Source organism: Gillisella taibaishanensis (assembly GCF_001938985.1).
GTDB classification, from domain to species: domain Bacteria; phylum Pseudomonadota; class Alphaproteobacteria; order Rhizobiales; family Rhizobiaceae; genus Allorhizobium; species Allorhizobium taibaishanense.
On record NZ_MKIN01000021.1, the window covers coordinates 795,876 to 811,008 of the forward strand.

13 protein-coding genes are annotated in these 15,133 nt (G+C 56.6%); 12 read left to right on the forward strand and 1 reads right to left on the reverse strand.

Features of this window, described 5'->3' with window-relative positions:
• Positions 1 to 22 precede the first annotated feature (22 nt).
• The 10 genes from BJF91_RS10740 to BJF91_RS10785 all read left to right on the forward strand — a co-directional run bounded on the left by BJF91_RS10740 (position 23) and on the right by BJF91_RS10785 (position 11,714).
• On the forward strand, positions 23 to 1,486 hold the full coding sequence (locus tag BJF91_RS10740) for an ATP-binding cassette domain-containing protein (protein ID WP_075614447.1): 1,464 nt from the start codon (positions 23 to 25) through the stop codon (positions 1,484 to 1,486).
• A gap of 17 nt (positions 1,487 to 1,503) precedes the next feature.
• Positions 1,504 to 2,475, forward strand: a complete 972-nt coding sequence (locus BJF91_RS10745) for an ABC transporter permease (protein WP_075614597.1) — start codon at positions 1,504 to 1,506, stop codon at positions 2,473 to 2,475.
• A 20-nt stretch (positions 2,476 to 2,495) separates the two neighbouring features.
• Positions 2,496 to 3,458, forward strand: a complete 963-nt coding sequence (locus BJF91_RS10750; RefSeq protein WP_407639876.1) for a substrate-binding domain-containing protein — start codon at positions 2,496 to 2,498, stop codon at positions 3,456 to 3,458.
• A 78-nt stretch (positions 3,459 to 3,536) separates the two neighbouring features.
• Positions 3,537 to 4,430: an amidohydrolase family protein gene (locus tag BJF91_RS10755; RefSeq protein ID WP_075614448.1), complete on the forward strand. Its 894-nt coding sequence runs from the start codon at positions 3,537 to 3,539 to the stop codon at positions 4,428 to 4,430.
• A 121-nt stretch (positions 4,431 to 4,551) separates the two neighbouring features.
• Entirely contained in the window at positions 4,552 to 5,538 is a 987-nt protein-coding gene (locus BJF91_RS10760) for a LysR family transcriptional regulator (RefSeq protein ID WP_075614449.1), read from the forward strand.
• A 112-nt stretch (positions 5,539 to 5,650) separates the two neighbouring features.
• On the forward strand, positions 5,651 to 6,505 hold the full coding sequence (locus BJF91_RS10765) for a transketolase (RefSeq protein ID WP_075614450.1): 855 nt from the start codon (positions 5,651 to 5,653) through the stop codon (positions 6,503 to 6,505).
• Positions 6,502 to 7,536, forward strand: coding sequence for a transketolase family protein (locus tag BJF91_RS10770; RefSeq protein ID WP_139310648.1), 1,035 nt, complete (start codon positions 6,502 to 6,504; stop codon positions 7,534 to 7,536). Before BJF91_RS10765 ends, BJF91_RS10770 begins: the two co-directional genes overlap by 4 nt.
• A gap of 43 nt (positions 7,537 to 7,579) precedes the next feature.
• Positions 7,580 to 8,332 (forward strand): SDR family NAD(P)-dependent oxidoreductase, encoded by a 753-nt coding sequence (locus tag BJF91_RS10775; RefSeq protein ID WP_075614451.1) that lies wholly within the window; start codon positions 7,580 to 7,582, stop codon positions 8,330 to 8,332.
• Positions 8,333 to 8,549: 217 nt separating this feature from the next.
• Positions 8,550 to 9,572: a TRAP transporter substrate-binding protein gene (locus tag BJF91_RS10780; protein ID WP_075614452.1), complete on the forward strand. Its 1,023-nt coding sequence runs from the start codon at positions 8,550 to 8,552 to the stop codon at positions 9,570 to 9,572.
• 261 nt (positions 9,573 to 9,833) lie between these two features.
• A complete protein-coding gene (locus tag BJF91_RS10785; protein WP_075614453.1) occupies positions 9,834 to 11,714 on the forward strand; it encodes a TRAP transporter large permease in 1,881 nt (626 codons plus the stop codon).
• A gap of 117 nt (positions 11,715 to 11,831) precedes the next feature.
• Here the strand turns inward: BJF91_RS10785 and pdxR are convergent, their stop codons facing one another.
• Positions 11,832 to 13,304 (reverse strand): MocR-like pyridoxine biosynthesis transcription factor PdxR, encoded by a 1,473-nt coding sequence (gene pdxR, locus BJF91_RS10790; RefSeq protein ID WP_075614454.1) that lies wholly within the window; start codon positions 13,302 to 13,304, stop codon positions 11,832 to 11,834.
• Between the two features lie 149 nt (positions 13,305 to 13,453).
• Between pdxR and BJF91_RS10795 the strand changes: the two genes are divergently transcribed.
• Both BJF91_RS10795 and BJF91_RS10800 read left to right on the forward strand, forming a co-directional pair.
• Entirely contained in the window at positions 13,454 to 14,086 is a 633-nt protein-coding gene (locus BJF91_RS10795) for a LysE family translocator (RefSeq protein WP_075614455.1), read from the forward strand.
• A gap of 13 nt (positions 14,087 to 14,099) precedes the next feature.
• Positions 14,100 to 15,005, forward strand: a complete 906-nt coding sequence (locus BJF91_RS10800; protein WP_075614456.1) for a dihydrodipicolinate synthase family protein — start codon at positions 14,100 to 14,102, stop codon at positions 15,003 to 15,005.
• The last annotated feature ends 128 nt before the right edge of the window (positions 15,006 to 15,133 follow it).

Consider the following 15,133-nt stretch of genomic DNA (forward strand, 5'->3'; position numbering starts at 1 on the left):
GAAATGGCAAGGTGGGCCGCGAATGGCCGCTGATAAGCTTCCGTTGATTTCGGTTCGTAACCTTCAAAAGAGCTTTGGCGTAACGAAGGTTCTGCGAGGTGTGAATTTCACCGTCAGCGCTGGCCAGATCCACGCCCTGCTCGGCGGCAATGGCGCCGGAAAGAGTACGATGATCCGTATCATCACCGGCGGCATCCGGAAGGATGACGGCGAGATCTCCCTTTCCTCACAGCGCGATACCGAGCCGAAAATTGCCGTAGTCCACCAGGAACTCGCGCTACTTGCCGATCTGTCGGTCGCCGAAAACATCGCAATCGTCCATGCCGCCTCGGCTAGGTCCTTCGTCCACGCCAGGAAGCAAGCGGAGATCGGCTATAAGGCGCTGTCATTGATTGATCCGCACCTTGCAAATACCGCCCTTCATCGCCGGGCAGCCGATCTTTCTATGCACGAGGGCCAAATCGTAGAAATAGCGCGGGCGCTGTCGACCGGTGCTGACGTAATTATGCTGGACGAACCGACAGCCAATCTCACGGCAGGGGAAACAGAACGCCTCTTTGCTGTGCTGCGCCGGTTGGTGACGGAGACAAATATCGGCATCGTCTTCGTTTCCCACCGTATGAAAGAAATCCGACAGCTTTGCGATGTCTGCACGATCATCCGCGACGGCATGACGGTGATTGATGCCGCCCCGCTCGAAAGCCTCACTGACGTCGAGATCGTGCATCACATGGGGCAACCGGACGCGCGCAACGAGATACCTGCCCGACGCAAGATCGATCACGCAGATGTCGGTCTGGTCCTCAAGGGACCGGAATGCGCAGTCCCGGTTCTCAAAGGCCAAATCCTCGGCCTTGCCGGTGCTCCTGCAGGTCCCAGCCAAGTGATCGCCTTATTGAATGGCACCGCGCGTTCCAGCACCTGGGTTTTGGAAGCAGAGGGATGGCCAGAAAGGCCCATGTCGCCCCGCCAGGCGGTAGAACTCGGCATCGGCTATGTTTCAGGGGATCGTCGCAGTAAGGGTGTCCTTGCGCAATTGCCCATCATCGACAACGTGTTGGCGTCGCGCAGGGTTCGGGAGGGGCGGGTGTTCGTCCGGCGTTCGGAGCGCGCAGAGTGCCTTGATCTCGTTCAAGCCCTGAAACTGAAGGCCGGCTCTATCCTTGATCTTCCCTCTACATTGTCCGGCGGCAATCAACAGAAGCTACTCATCGCCCGTTGGCTCGGCATGTCATTGCGGCTTGTCGTTTTTGAAGAGCCGACCCGTGGCGTCGATATTGGCACCAAACGCGACATCTACGAACTGATCCGCCGCATGGCCGATGCCGGGACCATCGTCATCTGGTGGTCGACGGAAAATGTAGAGCTTCTCGAACTGTGCGATGAAATCCTCGCTTTTGATACGGATGGGCAGGCGAAGGGCCTGCTGCAATCCAGCCAGTTCAATGAAGACGCTCTGGCAGACCTCACGGGAATGGCGGCATGAATACGAAAGCACGATCCATGACTTCGAACGACAAGAACAGCCCTACGCCGCGTGCTCCCTCCGTCCTGTTGGCCTACCGCTCGGAACTGGCAATTGCCATGGCCTGTGTAGCGCTTCTGGTTGGTGTCGGCATTTTTGTACCCGCCGCCCTTTCCTCAGGCAACTTTGCCAATATTCTGCAGGCGTCTGCGCCGTTGGTGATCATGTCGCTCGGCGTGCTCGTGGTGATTATAACCGGAGGGATCGATCTCTCGGTTGGATCGATCTTTTCTTTGACGGGCATGGTTACGGCGTTGGCCATGGCCAACGGCTTCGGCGATGTGACCGCGAGCCTTCTTGGTCTGGGAGTTGGCATCGTCTTCGGGTCGATCAATGGCGCGCTCATCACACTTGTCGGGCTTGCACCCTTCGTCGTCACGCTCATCACATACGCGGTGGCCGCTTCGCTCGCATTCATCGTCACCAATGGTCGCTCGCTGGGCGTTGATTCCTCTGATTATTGGCTGCTCAACAGTGGCGAACTTTTGCCAGGCATCCCCAATTTCGTGGTCTTCTGTCTCGTCTTAACAGTCGTGCTGGAATTCGTGTTGCGGAAAATTACGGCCGGGCGCTGGTTCTATTCGGTAGGTAGTTCGCCAATGGCCGCCTACCTGCTGGGAATTCCGGTGAAACGCACACGCTTCGCCGCCTATGTGATCTCTGGGACCATGGCATCCTTTGCCGGTCTTCTGACGGTCAGCTACATCTTGAACGCAGAAGCGACCGCCGGCGCCTCGCTGATGCTGCAGGCAATTGCCGCTGTCGTGATCGGCGGGGCGAGCCTTGCAGGCGGCACTGGGTCTGCCGTGGGCGCCGTGCTCGGCGCGCTGATGATCACCATCATCCAGAATGGCGTCAATCTTATAGGCATCAACAGTTTCTGGCAGGGGTCCGTCACAGGTCTAGCAATTCTGGTGGCGGTTCTCATCGACAGATTTAGTCATCGATAAAAAGCTCAAGGAGGAGGAGCATGATGAAAACACTGGTTAAGGCACTTGCCGTTGCGGCTGCCGTCTTGGTTGCGCAGAGCGCGGGTGCGGAGGAAAAGAAATTCACGGTTGCCTATATCGCACCGTCACTCGACATCGACTATTGGCAGTGGGTCGCTCATGGCGTTCAGCAGAAGGCCAAGGAACTCGGCATGAGCTATGTCGAATATACCTCGGAAAACTCGCCGGCCAAACAGATGGACAATGCGCGGGTCGCAGTAACCCGCGGCGTGAATGCGGTGGTCATTGGTCCCGTCAGTTCTACGTCTACGCCGCCTCTTCTCGCCTATCTGGCACAGCAGAAGATCCCGGTGGCCTTTGCCGGCATCGGTCCGCAGCAGGGGCAGACAAAATTTACGTCAGCGGTCACGGCCAACAATTATGAAACCGGCCTTGCCCAAGGCAAATATACTTGTGAACTGGCAAAGGAGCGAGGCGGCAAGGAAGTCGGCATGCTATCGCTTCCACAGGATCGCGAGAACGCCCAGAAATATCTCAAAGGCGCGAAGGAAGCATTCCAGGCGAATGGCTGCGACCTCGTGCAGATGCTCGAAACGAAGGGTTTGACGATCAATGAAGCCGTCACCCAGGCCAACGATCTGCTGACAGCGCATCCGAACATAAAGGCGATCTACGGCATGTACGACCAGGCAGGCAGCGGCGCTGCCAAGGCATTGGCGACTCGTGGTCTCACAGGCAAAATCGGCATCACGGTCGCTGACGGTAGCCCAGCCACGATCCAGCTCCTAAAGGACGGCGGTATTCAAGGCATCTTCTTCCAGGAAGCCGTCGGTCAGGGTATCGATGCGACACAGCAGGTTTATAACGCGCTGACCGGCACCCAAACGACCCAGAACATGGCGCTCATCATGCCGCTGGTAAAGGCCACAGACATTAATTCCGATGCAGCTAAGAAGGTGATTGCACGGGTTTTTCCGCAGTGATCGAATGGCCGGAAGCGGATCTACCGCCTCCGGCCTTATCAGCACCATCGCCCTTTTACATCCGATCGGCTTCTATCGATGAACGAAATTCCCCTGATCGATCCCCACCACCACCTGTGGGACATTACAAACAACTACTATCCTTGGCTCAATGACGGCCCGAAACCATCGGCCTTCGGAGATTATTCCGAGATCATCTCAGACTATCTGATTGAAGACTTTCTCCAGGACGCGAAAAACCAGAACCTGGTAAAGTCCGTCCATCTTGACGTTGGATATGATCCCAAAGACCCCGTCGGTGAAACCCGCTGGCTGCAATCGATCGCCGACCGCTGCGGCTTTCCGCACGGCATCGTCGGCTATGCGGATTTCAGCAAGCCGGATGTGGCCGACCTGCTGGACGGTCATCTCCAACACAGGAATTTCCGGGGAATCCGGCAGTCGATGAACTACCATCCCGATGCGGCAAAGACCTATCTGGATCGACCGGAAGTGAGCCGGACGCCGGAATGGCGAAGAGGGTTTAAAGAACTCGTCAAACGAAACCTCTCTTACGACTTGCAGCTTTACTACTGGCAGATGGAGGAATTCTACGATCTGGCAAGAGATTTTCCGAACACGCAGATTATCCTCAACCACACCGGCATGCAGGTGGACGGACCCGAGCATTTCGATGGCTGGCGCAACAACATGCGTGTACTGGCGCAGGCAGAAAATGTCGCGTGTAAGATTTCCGGCCTGGGAATGGGCAACTTCACATGGACGACCGAGACGATCCGTCCTTATGTGGAGACGACCATCGAGATCTTCGGCGTCGACCGCTGCATGTTCGCGTCAAACTTTCCAGTCGACAAGCTCTTCTCATCCTACGACGCCATCTTCGATGCCTTCAAGAGCATCACGGCTGCCTACCCCCACAGCGACAGGATGAAGCTCTTTCACGATAACGCCGAAAAATTCTACCGGCTGTGACCGCTCGATATCAGCCGGAGAATACATAAATAACCGTCAGGCGACGTCCCAAAAGCGCCGCCTCGACTTCCTGCCGCTCGAGCCATGGATCGCGCCGGAGCAATCGGCTACCATACACATCATGCGCGATCTCAATCTCAAAGCTACAGAATATTTCGAGGCCGTTGCCCGGCTCGGCAGCGTCACCAAAGCCTCGGAGGAACTGGGCATATCGCCTTCCGCCGTCAGTCAACAATTGTCGCTGCTCGAAGCCCAGCTGGGCGTGAAACTATTCCGGCGTGAAAAGCGCCGGTTGGTGCTGACCCTTGATGGCGACCGATTGTTCCAGACGACGACGCAAGCCTTCAGCGCCATCCGCAACGCCCGTTCTGCCATTTCCTTCCAACGCGACCGACGCAATTTCGTCATCCGCGTCAGCCCCAGCTTTGGCGTGCGATGGCTTGGCCCAAGAGTCGGAGCCTTTGCCGCTGAAAATGAAGATTGGAATATCCGCATCGATGCCACGCCCGACTTTTCGGCATTCGATACGGAAAATGTGGACGTCGATCTTCGCTACGGCATGGGGACATGGAATGGCGTCGCTGTCGTGCCTCTTATGCACGACCTTGTCCTTCCACTTTGCAGCCCGGCCTATCTCGAGCGGCTGCAGGCGATCGACCCGGATCCCACCCGCCAGCTCGTCAAGGCGAGGTTGATCGATAGTGTGAAGACGCTTTATCGCTGGGATCTCTGGCTGGCATTCAACAAAATTCAGATTCCAAAAATCAACTATCCCTTGCGTTTCGACCGCTCGTCCATGTCGATCGAGATGGCCAAACAGGGTGGCGGCATTGCGCTCGATAGCGTCACATTGTGCCTGGGTGAATTGCAGCGCGGGGAGCTGGTTCCTTTCTCTGTCGACTTCGACGTAATCGATTTTCCAGCTTACTGGTTCGTCTGTCCGTCACGGCACCTCAACCGACGGATATTGCAGCGATTTTCGCAGTGGATGACCTCTGCCTGCAAGAGCCACGACGACATGGCGCGCGCGCATCTGCAGGCTCTGGGCTGCCGCTTCCGCCCCGGTTCTCCGACCGATTTAATCGATGTAAAGCCCTGGGGTCTCTGATCGATTGCAGCACCGTCAATTAAGCTCTGCTTCAAAGGTATTTCACTTTTCTTAAAATCATTCTCCTCTCAGCAATGCTATCTGCAGCTGTATGAATTGCCGGGAGGAGAATATGAATTTGGCAAGCCGCTCCGTGGCGCGATCGAACGTATCGCTGGAACTGCGCGCATGGAATATCCGCCGCAAAGCTCTCTTGATGGGGCAGGTGCAAGGACAAGGTTATATCGGGCAGGCGCTCGGTATTGCGGACGTCCTAGCGGCGTCCTATTTCCACGCTCTTGAATATCGGCCGGAAGATCCTGAATGGGAAGGCCGCGACCGGTTTCTTCTGTCCATTGGCCATTATGCCATCGCGCTATACGCGGTCTTGATGGAATCCGGCATTCTGCCCGAGGATGAGCTCGAGACCTACGGCATGGACGACAGTCGTATGCCGATGTCCGGGATGGCTTCCTATACTCCGGGTATGGAAATCACCGGTGGTTCCCTCGGCCACGGCCTCGGCATTGCCGTCGGTATGGCCATGGGCCTGAAGCGCAAGAACAACAGGGCGCTGGTTTACAACCTGATGTCAGACGGCGAACTCGGTGAAGGCTCGACTTGGGAAGCCGCCATGTCCGGTGCGCACCACAAGCTCGACAACCTGATTTGCCTCATCGACTTCAACGATCAGCAGGCAGACGGAAAGTCCACCCAAATGCTGTGCTCCGAGCCACTAATCGAGAAGTGGGAGGCTTTCGGCTGGCACGCGCAGCGCGTCAACGGCAACGACCTCGCCGCCGTCGTTGCGGCCTTCGACAATGCGCGGGCTGTGAAAGACGCCAAGCCGCGCGTGATTATCTTCGACACCACCATGTGCAAGGGTGTGCCCTTCCTGGAGAGCCGTGAAATTACTCATTTCGTTCGTGTGGAAGCCGATGAATGGGACAAGGCACTTGCAGTTCTGGAAGAGGGGAAGCCAGCATGACATTCGCATCGATGGCGCGCAAATACGAGGCACGCAAGGTTCCTGAAGGCGAACGACAGGCTACATCAGCGATGATTGCATCGCTCGCAGCCGAAGGCTATGACACAGTTGCCGCTCCGTTCGGCAACGCCCTGGTGGAGGCCGCTCAGAAAGATGAGCGAATTGTGGGGCTCACCGCAGATTTGGGCAAATATACCGATCTTCACGTCTTTGCTCAGGCAATGCCGGATCGCTTCTACCAAATGGGCATGGCTGAACAAGTCCTTATGTCGGCCGCCGCAGGTCTTGCCCGAGAAGGATTTCTGCCCTTCGCCACCACCTATGCAGTCTTCGCCTCCCGCCGCGCCTATGATTTCATCGCCATGGCGATTGCGGAGGAAAATCTGCCGGTAAAGATCGTATGCGCCCTCCCCGGTCTGACCACTGGCTATGGGCCAAGTCACCAGGCGACGGAAGATTTGGCGATTTTTCGTGGACTGCCCAACATGACGATCATCGATCCATGTGATGCGGACGATATTCTCGGCATGGTGCCCGCTATGTGCGCGCATGACGGACCCGTCTATGCTCGCCTCCTGCGTGGTAAGGTGCCATCGGTTCTCAAGAAGCATAAGCCCGACTACAAGTTTCAGCTTGGCAAGGCACAAGTGATCCGGGACGGCAGGGACGTGCTAGTCATTTCCACCGGTCTGATGACCATGCGCGCCCTCGATGCCGCAGTCAAACTGGCAGAAGATAACATTGATGTCGCGGTTCTCCATTGCCCGACGATCAAGCCGCTCGATCTGGCAACGATTGCCGCCGAAGCCGCAAAAGGTGGTCGTCTGGTCGTTACTGCCGAAAATCATACCGTGGTGGGCGGCCTGGGCGAGGCAGTCGCCGCCGGCCTGCTGTCGCGCGGCATCGCACCTCGCTTCCGCATGATCGGCCTGCCGGATCAGTTCCTGGAAGCGGGCGCCTTGCCGACATTGCACGAGATGTATGGCATCTCGGTTGGCAAGGTCATCGATCAGATCAAAGGTTGGCTCTGAAAGCCGCCGAATTCATTCACAGTTATCGGGAGGAGAAAGGCTCATGAGCCTGCTGAAGGGTAAATTTGCAATCGTAACCGGCGCAGCGTCTGCACGTGGCCTTGGAAAGGCGACCGCAAAGCTGTTTGCCGACCACGGCGCGACAGTCGCCATACTCGATCTTGACGCAGACGCAGCCAAGGCAGCGGCCGCCGACCTCGGCGCCGAGCATGTCGGTCTTGCTTGCAACGTTACGGATAAGGCGGCATGCGACGCCGCGGTCGCGGATCTCAACAAGCGCTGGGGTCGGATCGACATTCTCGTCAACAATGCCGGCATCACCCAGCCGCTAAAAATTATGGAAATCGGACCAGGTAACTATGACGCGGTTCTCGATGTGAACCTGCGGGGTACGCTTTACATGAGCCAGGCTGTCATTCCCGGCATGCGCGAGCAGAAGTCCGGTTCGATCGTCAACCTCAGTTCCGTCTCAGCCCAACGCGGCGGCGGCATTTTCGGGGGGCCTCACTATTCCGCCGCCAAGGCTGGCGTTCTCGGACTGACCAAAGCCATGGCCCGTGAACTCGCTCCGTCGAACATCCGTGTCAACGCGATCTGCCCTGGCTTCATTGCAACTGACATTACAGCCGGAAAACTGACGCCGGATATGTTGGGGACAATCATCGAAAGCATCCCAATGGGCCGTGCTGGAGAAGCCTCGGATGTCGCGGGCTGCGCTTTGTTTCTGGCCTCAGACCTCTCAAGCTACTGCACCGGCACGGAAGTGGATGTCAACGGTGGGTCGCTGATCCACTGATCGAGCCCGGTTCGCCTTGGACAAGGCCCGAACATCGACATTGCGAGCATGACGTGGTTGTGCAAGGCGACCGTACATCCACGATATAATCACACAACCGATCTGCAACGACAGACGTTCGACGGCGGGAGCGAGGCCGTCGGACAACGCCTATCGTCGGCATGGAGAGAGCTGCCGAGCAGGGCGAAATAACCTTTTGAAATGGGAGAGGAACATAATGGCCACTACATTTGCTATAAGCCGCAGAACCATGGTTAAGGGCGCACTGGCGCTGCCTTTCATAACGGTGCTCAGGCGCCCGGCTTCGGCAGCCGAATTCACGCTGAAATACGCTACGGGGCAGGATCCGACACATCCGGTCAACATTCGTGCCAAGGAAGCCTTCGACCGCATTCGTGACGCGACATCGGGGCGGGTGGAGATCAGACTTTATCCTGCCAACCAGCTCGGTTCCGACACCGACCTTCTGTCGCAGGTGCGTAACGGCGCCATCGATTTTTTCAATCTCTCCTCTCTGGTTCTGGCCACTTTCGTGCCACTGTCGGGAATTACCAGCCTCGGCTTCGCCTTCAAGAATTACGATCAGGTCTGGCAGGCAATGGATGGCGAGCTCGGAGCGCACATTCGGGAGATGATCGCCAAAACCCCGATTTTCGCTATGTCGAAAATCTGGGATAACGGCTTTCGCCAGATTACTTCTTCCACCAAGGAGATCAAAACGCCGCAGGATCTGAAAGGATTCAAACTCCGCGTTCCGCCGGCTCCCGCGCTGACATCGCTGTTCAAGGCGCTGGAGGCAGCCCCTTCCCCGATCAATTTCAATGAGCTTTATTCCGCCTTGCAAACCAAGGTCGTCGAAGGCCAGGAGAATCCCCTCGCGATCATCGCAACGGCCCGCCTCTACGAAGTGCAAAAAAGCATCAGCCTGACCAACCACGTCTGGGACGGATATTGGGTCCTCGGCAACAAGGCTTCCTTCGCACGACTTCCGAAGGAATTGCAGGATGTCATTTCGCACGAACTCGACCAGTCGGCGCTTGATCAGCGCTCCGACATTGCTCGCCTCAGCGAAAGTTTGAAGACCGACCTGAAGGGCAAGGGCATTAACCTCATCGACGTTGATCAGGATGCATTCCGGACCGTTCTGGCATCCACCAGTTTCTATAATGACTGGAAACAGAAATACGGCGAGGATGCTTGGAAGAGCCTGGAAAAGGTATCTGGTCCGCTCGGTAAATAATTGCCGCTGCCGCACCACACACTGCCCTTCATCTGATGAGAAGCGCAGTGCCATATATGCGAACCCCTAGGATGCCGCGCAGGCTATCGCGGCATCCGGAGGCGTTGACAGAAGCAAACAGTTTTCCGTCTCAGGACATTCAGCAGCGGCAAAGATGCCGGACGCGTTTCGGCATGTCGACAGAACATGCACCGGACGGCGCCTCACGGTCGGTCACGCCTCGGCAGGAATGCATTCACAAGACGATGGGAGGAGAAGGCGATGACAGCCCAACAATACCAGGAACTCGACGGCCACGACCGTCCACCAACCGGAATCGCTCTTTGGGCTGCCAATGCCGAAAGGCTCCTCGGCCTGATTGTCGAAATGCCCGCCGCCCTTCTTCTCCTTGCAGAAGTGGTTGTGCTGATGATGGGAGTGATTTGGCGCTACGCGTTGCACCAGCCGCTGATCTGGTCCGACGAACTGGCTGGCATCCTGTTTCTCTGGCTGGCGATGTTCGGCGCCGTCGTGGCCTTGCGTCGCGGTGAGCATATGCGCATGACCGCTGTCGTTGGCGCGCTGAAGCCACAGTGGCGCTCGCTGCTCGACCTTGTTGCCATAGCGGCAGCCCTCGCCTTTCTGCTGCTGACCATTGCACCCGCGTATCATTTTGCGGCAGAAGAAGTCTGGGTCACCACCCCGGCTCTCGAAATTCCCAATGCCTGGAGGGCCGCCGCACTCCCTGTCGGCATCTTTTTCATGCTGCTGATTGCGACGCTGCGCCTGTTGCAGAAAGGCGGTTTGCGGCAGATCGTCTTGGCGCTGCTCAGCGTTTCACTTGTGGTCGCGGCCGTTACTCTGCTCGGACCGGGTTTGAGCGGCATCGGCAACTGGAACCTGCTGCTGTTCTTTGTCTTCGGCGTCGGAGTCATGGTTTTTCTCGGCGTTCCGATTGCCTTCTCGTTCGGGCTCGCGACGTTCGGCTATATCGCTTCGACGACAACGACGCCGACCATGGTCGTCATCGGTCGCATGGACGAAGGCATGAGCCATATCATCTTGCTTGCTGTTCCTCTGTTCGTGCTCCTTGGCCTGCTCATTGAAATGACCGGCATGGCGCGTGCGATGGTGAGCTTTTTGGCGAACCTACTAGGCCATGTCAGGGGCGGTCTTTCCTATGTTTTGATCGGTGCCATGTATCTCGTATCCGGTATTTCCGGGTCCAAGGCCGCAGATATGGCCGCTGTTGCGCCGGCATTGTTTCCAGAAATGCAAAAGCGGGGTGCAAAGCCCGGAGATCTGGTCGCGCTGCTCTCGGCCACCGGCGCCCAAACGGAAACTATTCCGCCTTCCATCGTGTTGATCACGATCGGTTCCGTCACAGGCGTCTCGATCGCGGCGCTCTTCACCGGTGGCTTGCTGCCTGCCGTGATCCTAGGGCTGACGCTGGCCGCGGTGGTCTGGTGGCGCTATCGCGATGAAGACCTGTCGAGTATCCGTAGGGCAAGTTGGAAGGAGATCGTATCCAGCTTCATTATCGCGCTTCCAGCGATCGCATTGCCATTCTTGATCCGGGCTGCCGTGATCGAAGGCGTTGCAACGGCAACAGAAGTGTCGACGATCGGGATCGCCTATACCGTCGTCGCAGGCCTGTTAATCTATCGCCGGTTCGAGTGGACGCGGCTCTATCCGATGCTTGTCGATGCGGCGGCTCTGTCCGGTGCCATTCTGCTCATCATTGGCGCTGCGACCTCCATGGCCTGGGCATTGACGCAATCAGGCTTTTCCACCGAACTCGCGGAGATCATGCGGGGGCTGCCTGGCGGCGCCATAACCTTTATGGCAGTATCCGTTCTTGCCTTCATCATTCTGGGCTCTGTCCTGGAAGGTATCCCGGCAATCGTTCTGTTCGGGCCGCTACTCTTCCCAATCGCACGTGATGTCGGCTTGCATGAAGTCCATTATTCGATCGTGGTCATTCTGGCGATGGGCATGGGTCTCTTTGCTCCACCCTTCGGTGTCGGCTACTACGCCGCCTGCGCCATTAGCCGGATAAAGCCGGACGAGGGCATGAAGCCGATTATCGGCTATATGATCGCCCTGCTCGTTGGTCTTATCGTCGTTGCCGCTATTCCGTGGATCTCCACAGGGTTCCTTTGATAAGAGTTGAGGTGGCTTCCAAGTATAGCCCCGGCATAATTATCCGTCGCACGCCAGGCCAAGCTTTCGCGCTGAGAGCTTGGCACTGCCTATGGAAGGGGAACGGTCATCCGTAGGCTACGAGGCCCCACAACTTACAGTTTGGTAAGCGCGCCGAAGAAGCTTCACTCCCAAGCGGATCTGATGTTCGGACAGACTGGCATAGCCCATCACGAGCCCAAGATACTCATGTGCATAGGGCTGGTCGACGTAATGGGGTCGGATCGAATACACTCCAACCGATAAGGACGCGGCGGTTTCTATGAAGGGCGTTGCCATTGATGGCTGGATATCGAGAAACCAAACGACCAAATGTAGACCTGCCTCTGCGCCTTCCACTCGAACGTCTTCGCCAAACTCCTCCTGAAGCGCGTCAAGCAGCGCCTCGCGTCGACGGGCATTGTTGCGTCTGGCCTTGCGCACATGGCTTTCATAAGCACCCGTTTCCAACAGAGTTGCTAATGCCTCCTGTTCCAAGACTGGGGCATGCCTATCCGTCAGGCGCTTTGCCTGTACGAATACCTCCTGCAAGGCGGGAGGGACAACGACGTAACCGAGACGTAGCGTCGGTGATAACGTTTTCGACACCGTGCCGACGTAGATGACGTTTGACGCTCCTCCAAGCGCACGCAGGGGTGGAACGGGTTTCATGTCGAAGCGATATTCGCTGTCATAGTCGTCTTCAACAATATAAGCGCTCTGTTCCTCTGCCCAGTTTAACAACTGTTGGCGCCGTCCAACTGACATCACGCTTCCGAGCGGAAATTGATGCGACGGCGTTACATATGCCATCCGAGCGTCTAACTTCGAAATCAGGTCAGATCTAATTCCTTCCGCGTCCACATTCACCGGAATGGGGATAGCACCCGTTACTTGGAAGATGCTTCGCGCCATGGGATAGCAAGGATTCTCAATGACAAATTTATCGCCCCTGTCCAGCAGGAGGCGTGCGCATAGATCCAGACCTTGCTGAGAGCCGTTGACAATGACGACATCATCAGGCTCGCATCTGATGCTCCGGGCCCGCCAGAGATAGCCCTGGAGAGCGGCACGCAAACGAACAGAGCCGCAGGGATCATTGTAGAAAAGCACCGGCGGGCGGCGCAGAATCGCGCCGTTCACCGCTTTGCGCCAGGCCGGCATCGGAAAATCAGAGGTTGAAAGACCGCCATATCGGAAATCCGCAACCAGCTCTCCAGCATCTCGACCTACAGGCATAGCTAAATCGCCTAATCTTGTCCCAAAATCCGAGAGCTTTTGCGGTCTCTCCCTTTCAAGGGAAGAGCTGCTTATTTTCTCATCAGAGACCGTGATCGCGACACGCGGTCGAGTGCCTTGTCTGATAACAATGAAGCCTTCGGCCGCCAATTGTTCGTATGCGGTGGTTACGGTCGTTCTGGAAACACCAAGCTCGACCGACAGGGCACGAGCCGATGGAAGTACTCCATTCTGGCCATATACCTTTGCAACGATCTGCTCCCGCAGGCTTGCATAGATCCCACGTGCGCCCAGTCTCGCCGAATGCTCGCGGCGGACAACCACCCGGTTCATTGCGTTTCCCATCCGTAGCTAACTCTGAGCGAAAGTGCTCCAGACATTCCAACTGGACCACGAAAACGCGAGAAAACTGGCTCTATGTCAAGTCCAGTTTGGAAGCTATATGACAAAGACAGTTTAGAAGCGCTCCAAAGAAATAAGTAATGTCACCCGATATTCATCAGCTCATTATCGTCTTCACTGCCTATATAATTGCAGCTGGTAGTCCAGGCCCTAGCAATATGCGCATCATGGGTGTCGCCATGCATGATGGCCGGCGGGCGGCATTAATATTGGCCCTCGGCGTCGTCAGCGGTTCGATTTTTTGGGGCTTGATGGCAGCCACAGGTATTTCGGCTGTTCTTAGCCGATACCCGCAAGCACTCCTCGTTCTTCAGGTGCTTGGAGGCTTCTACCTGCTATACCTTTCTTTCAGGGCAGGTAGAGCCGCATTGATTTCAACCGAAAACCACCGCCGTTTATTGAACGAGCAGCGGGCCACGGCAGCGACGCTTTATAAGCGCGGGCTGCTCATGCATCTGACCAATCCAAAATCAATCCTCGCGTGGATTGCATTGATGACGCTCGGGCTCGGCCCAGGGTCGTCGTCCCATACTGTCGTCCCGATTCTCGTTGGCTGCGCGGTTCTGAGTGTCACGATCTTCTGCGGCTACGCGATTGTCTTTTCGACGGCTTATATGATCCATCTTTACAGCCGGATACGACGCGGAATTGAATTCACACTCGCTCTATTTTTCGCGTTCGCCGGGCTGAAACTTCTTTTCACCGTCATCTGAAGGATTGCTCGCGATGTCGATATTCCAAGGACTCTCTGCATTTCCGATCACACCCGCCGACCCGTCTGGTCGAGTGGATACGGCAGCCGTCGCGCGTCTTATTGCGCGTATTGCTCAGGCAGGAGTGGATTCGATTGGCCTCCTCGGGAGTACAGGAGCCTATGCGTTCTTGACACGACAAGAGCGCAGGCGGACGGTTGAGTCAGCGCTAGAGGCCGCTGGTGGTGAAATACCTGTCATCGTTGGTGTCGGAGCAATCACGACAATCGAAGCCGTGGCCCTCGCTCAAGATGCGAAAGCTGCCGGCGCCGATGGTCTGCTTCTTGCTCCGATGTCCTATACCCCTCTGTTCGAGGAGGAGGTGTTCGAACACTTTGCCACCGTCGCCAAGGCGGGCAATCTTCCGCTTTGCATTTACAACAACCCCAGCACTACCAGATTTGCCTTTAGCCGGGCACTGATTTCACGCCTGTCTAAAGTGGAAAACATTGTTGCTGTGAAGATGCCTCTACCGTCAGACGAGGATTTTGCTTCTGAACTCACCTCGCTCAGGTCAACCACCGGGCCTGGCTTTAAGGTCGGTTACAGTGGCGATTGGGGCTGCCCGTCGTCGTTACTGGCTGGAGGCGATACGTGGTATTCTGTTGTCGCAGGGCTTATGCCTTCGCAGGCTTTAACGTTGGCCCGCGCGGCTCAAGACGGGGATGCGCTCACCGTTCAACGGATGGACGAAGCATTTAAACCTTTGTGGGCCTTGTTCAAGGAATTTGGCAGCTTCCGGGTCATGTATATGATCGCGCAGATACTTGACCTTTGTGTCGTTGATCCGCCACATCCGGTCCTTCCTCTGAGTGACGCGGCCAGACACCGCATCGTTATCGCTCTTGACCACATCGATGCCTGCAATTTCGACGTTTAATTTCGACGTTGTCGAGATGCTATCGCGCGAGCCGCCAACGGTCAAAGCCGTATCCTGTGCAGAGATTAGCCTGTTCTTATGGGCAGGCATTTTTGCGCGCCGAAACGCGAGACACTTTCGCGCGTCGT

Coding starts and splice junctions, on each gene's coding strand:
- BJF91_RS10740 (WP_075614447.1), top strand. CDS start 23: ATGGCCGCTGATAAGCTTCCGTTGATTTCGGTTCGTAACCTTCAAAAG.
- BJF91_RS10745 (WP_075614597.1), top strand. CDS start 1,504: ATGACTTCGAACGACAAGAACAGCCCTACGCCGCGTGCTCCCTCCGTC.
- BJF91_RS10750 (WP_407639876.1), top strand. CDS start 2,496: ATGATGAAAACACTGGTTAAGGCACTTGCCGTTGCGGCTGCCGTCTTG.
- BJF91_RS10755 (WP_075614448.1), top strand. CDS start 3,537: ATGAACGAAATTCCCCTGATCGATCCCCACCACCACCTGTGGGACATT.
- BJF91_RS10760 (WP_075614449.1), top strand. CDS start 4,552: ATGCGCGATCTCAATCTCAAAGCTACAGAATATTTCGAGGCCGTTGCC.
- BJF91_RS10765 (WP_075614450.1), top strand. CDS start 5,651: ATGAATTTGGCAAGCCGCTCCGTGGCGCGATCGAACGTATCGCTGGAA.
- BJF91_RS10770 (WP_139310648.1), top strand. CDS start 6,502: ATGACATTCGCATCGATGGCGCGCAAATACGAGGCACGCAAGGTTCCT.
- BJF91_RS10775 (WP_075614451.1), top strand. CDS start 7,580: ATGAGCCTGCTGAAGGGTAAATTTGCAATCGTAACCGGCGCAGCGTCT.
- BJF91_RS10780 (WP_075614452.1), top strand. CDS start 8,550: ATGGCCACTACATTTGCTATAAGCCGCAGAACCATGGTTAAGGGCGCA.
- BJF91_RS10785 (WP_075614453.1), top strand. CDS start 9,834: ATGACAGCCCAACAATACCAGGAACTCGACGGCCACGACCGTCCACCA.
- pdxR (WP_075614454.1), bottom strand. CDS start 13,304: ATGAACCGGGTGGTTGTCCGCCGCGAGCATTCGGCGAGACTGGGCGCA.
- BJF91_RS10795 (WP_075614455.1), top strand. CDS start 13,454: ATGTCACCCGATATTCATCAGCTCATTATCGTCTTCACTGCCTATATA.
- BJF91_RS10800 (WP_075614456.1), top strand. CDS start 14,100: ATGTCGATATTCCAAGGACTCTCTGCATTTCCGATCACACCCGCCGAC.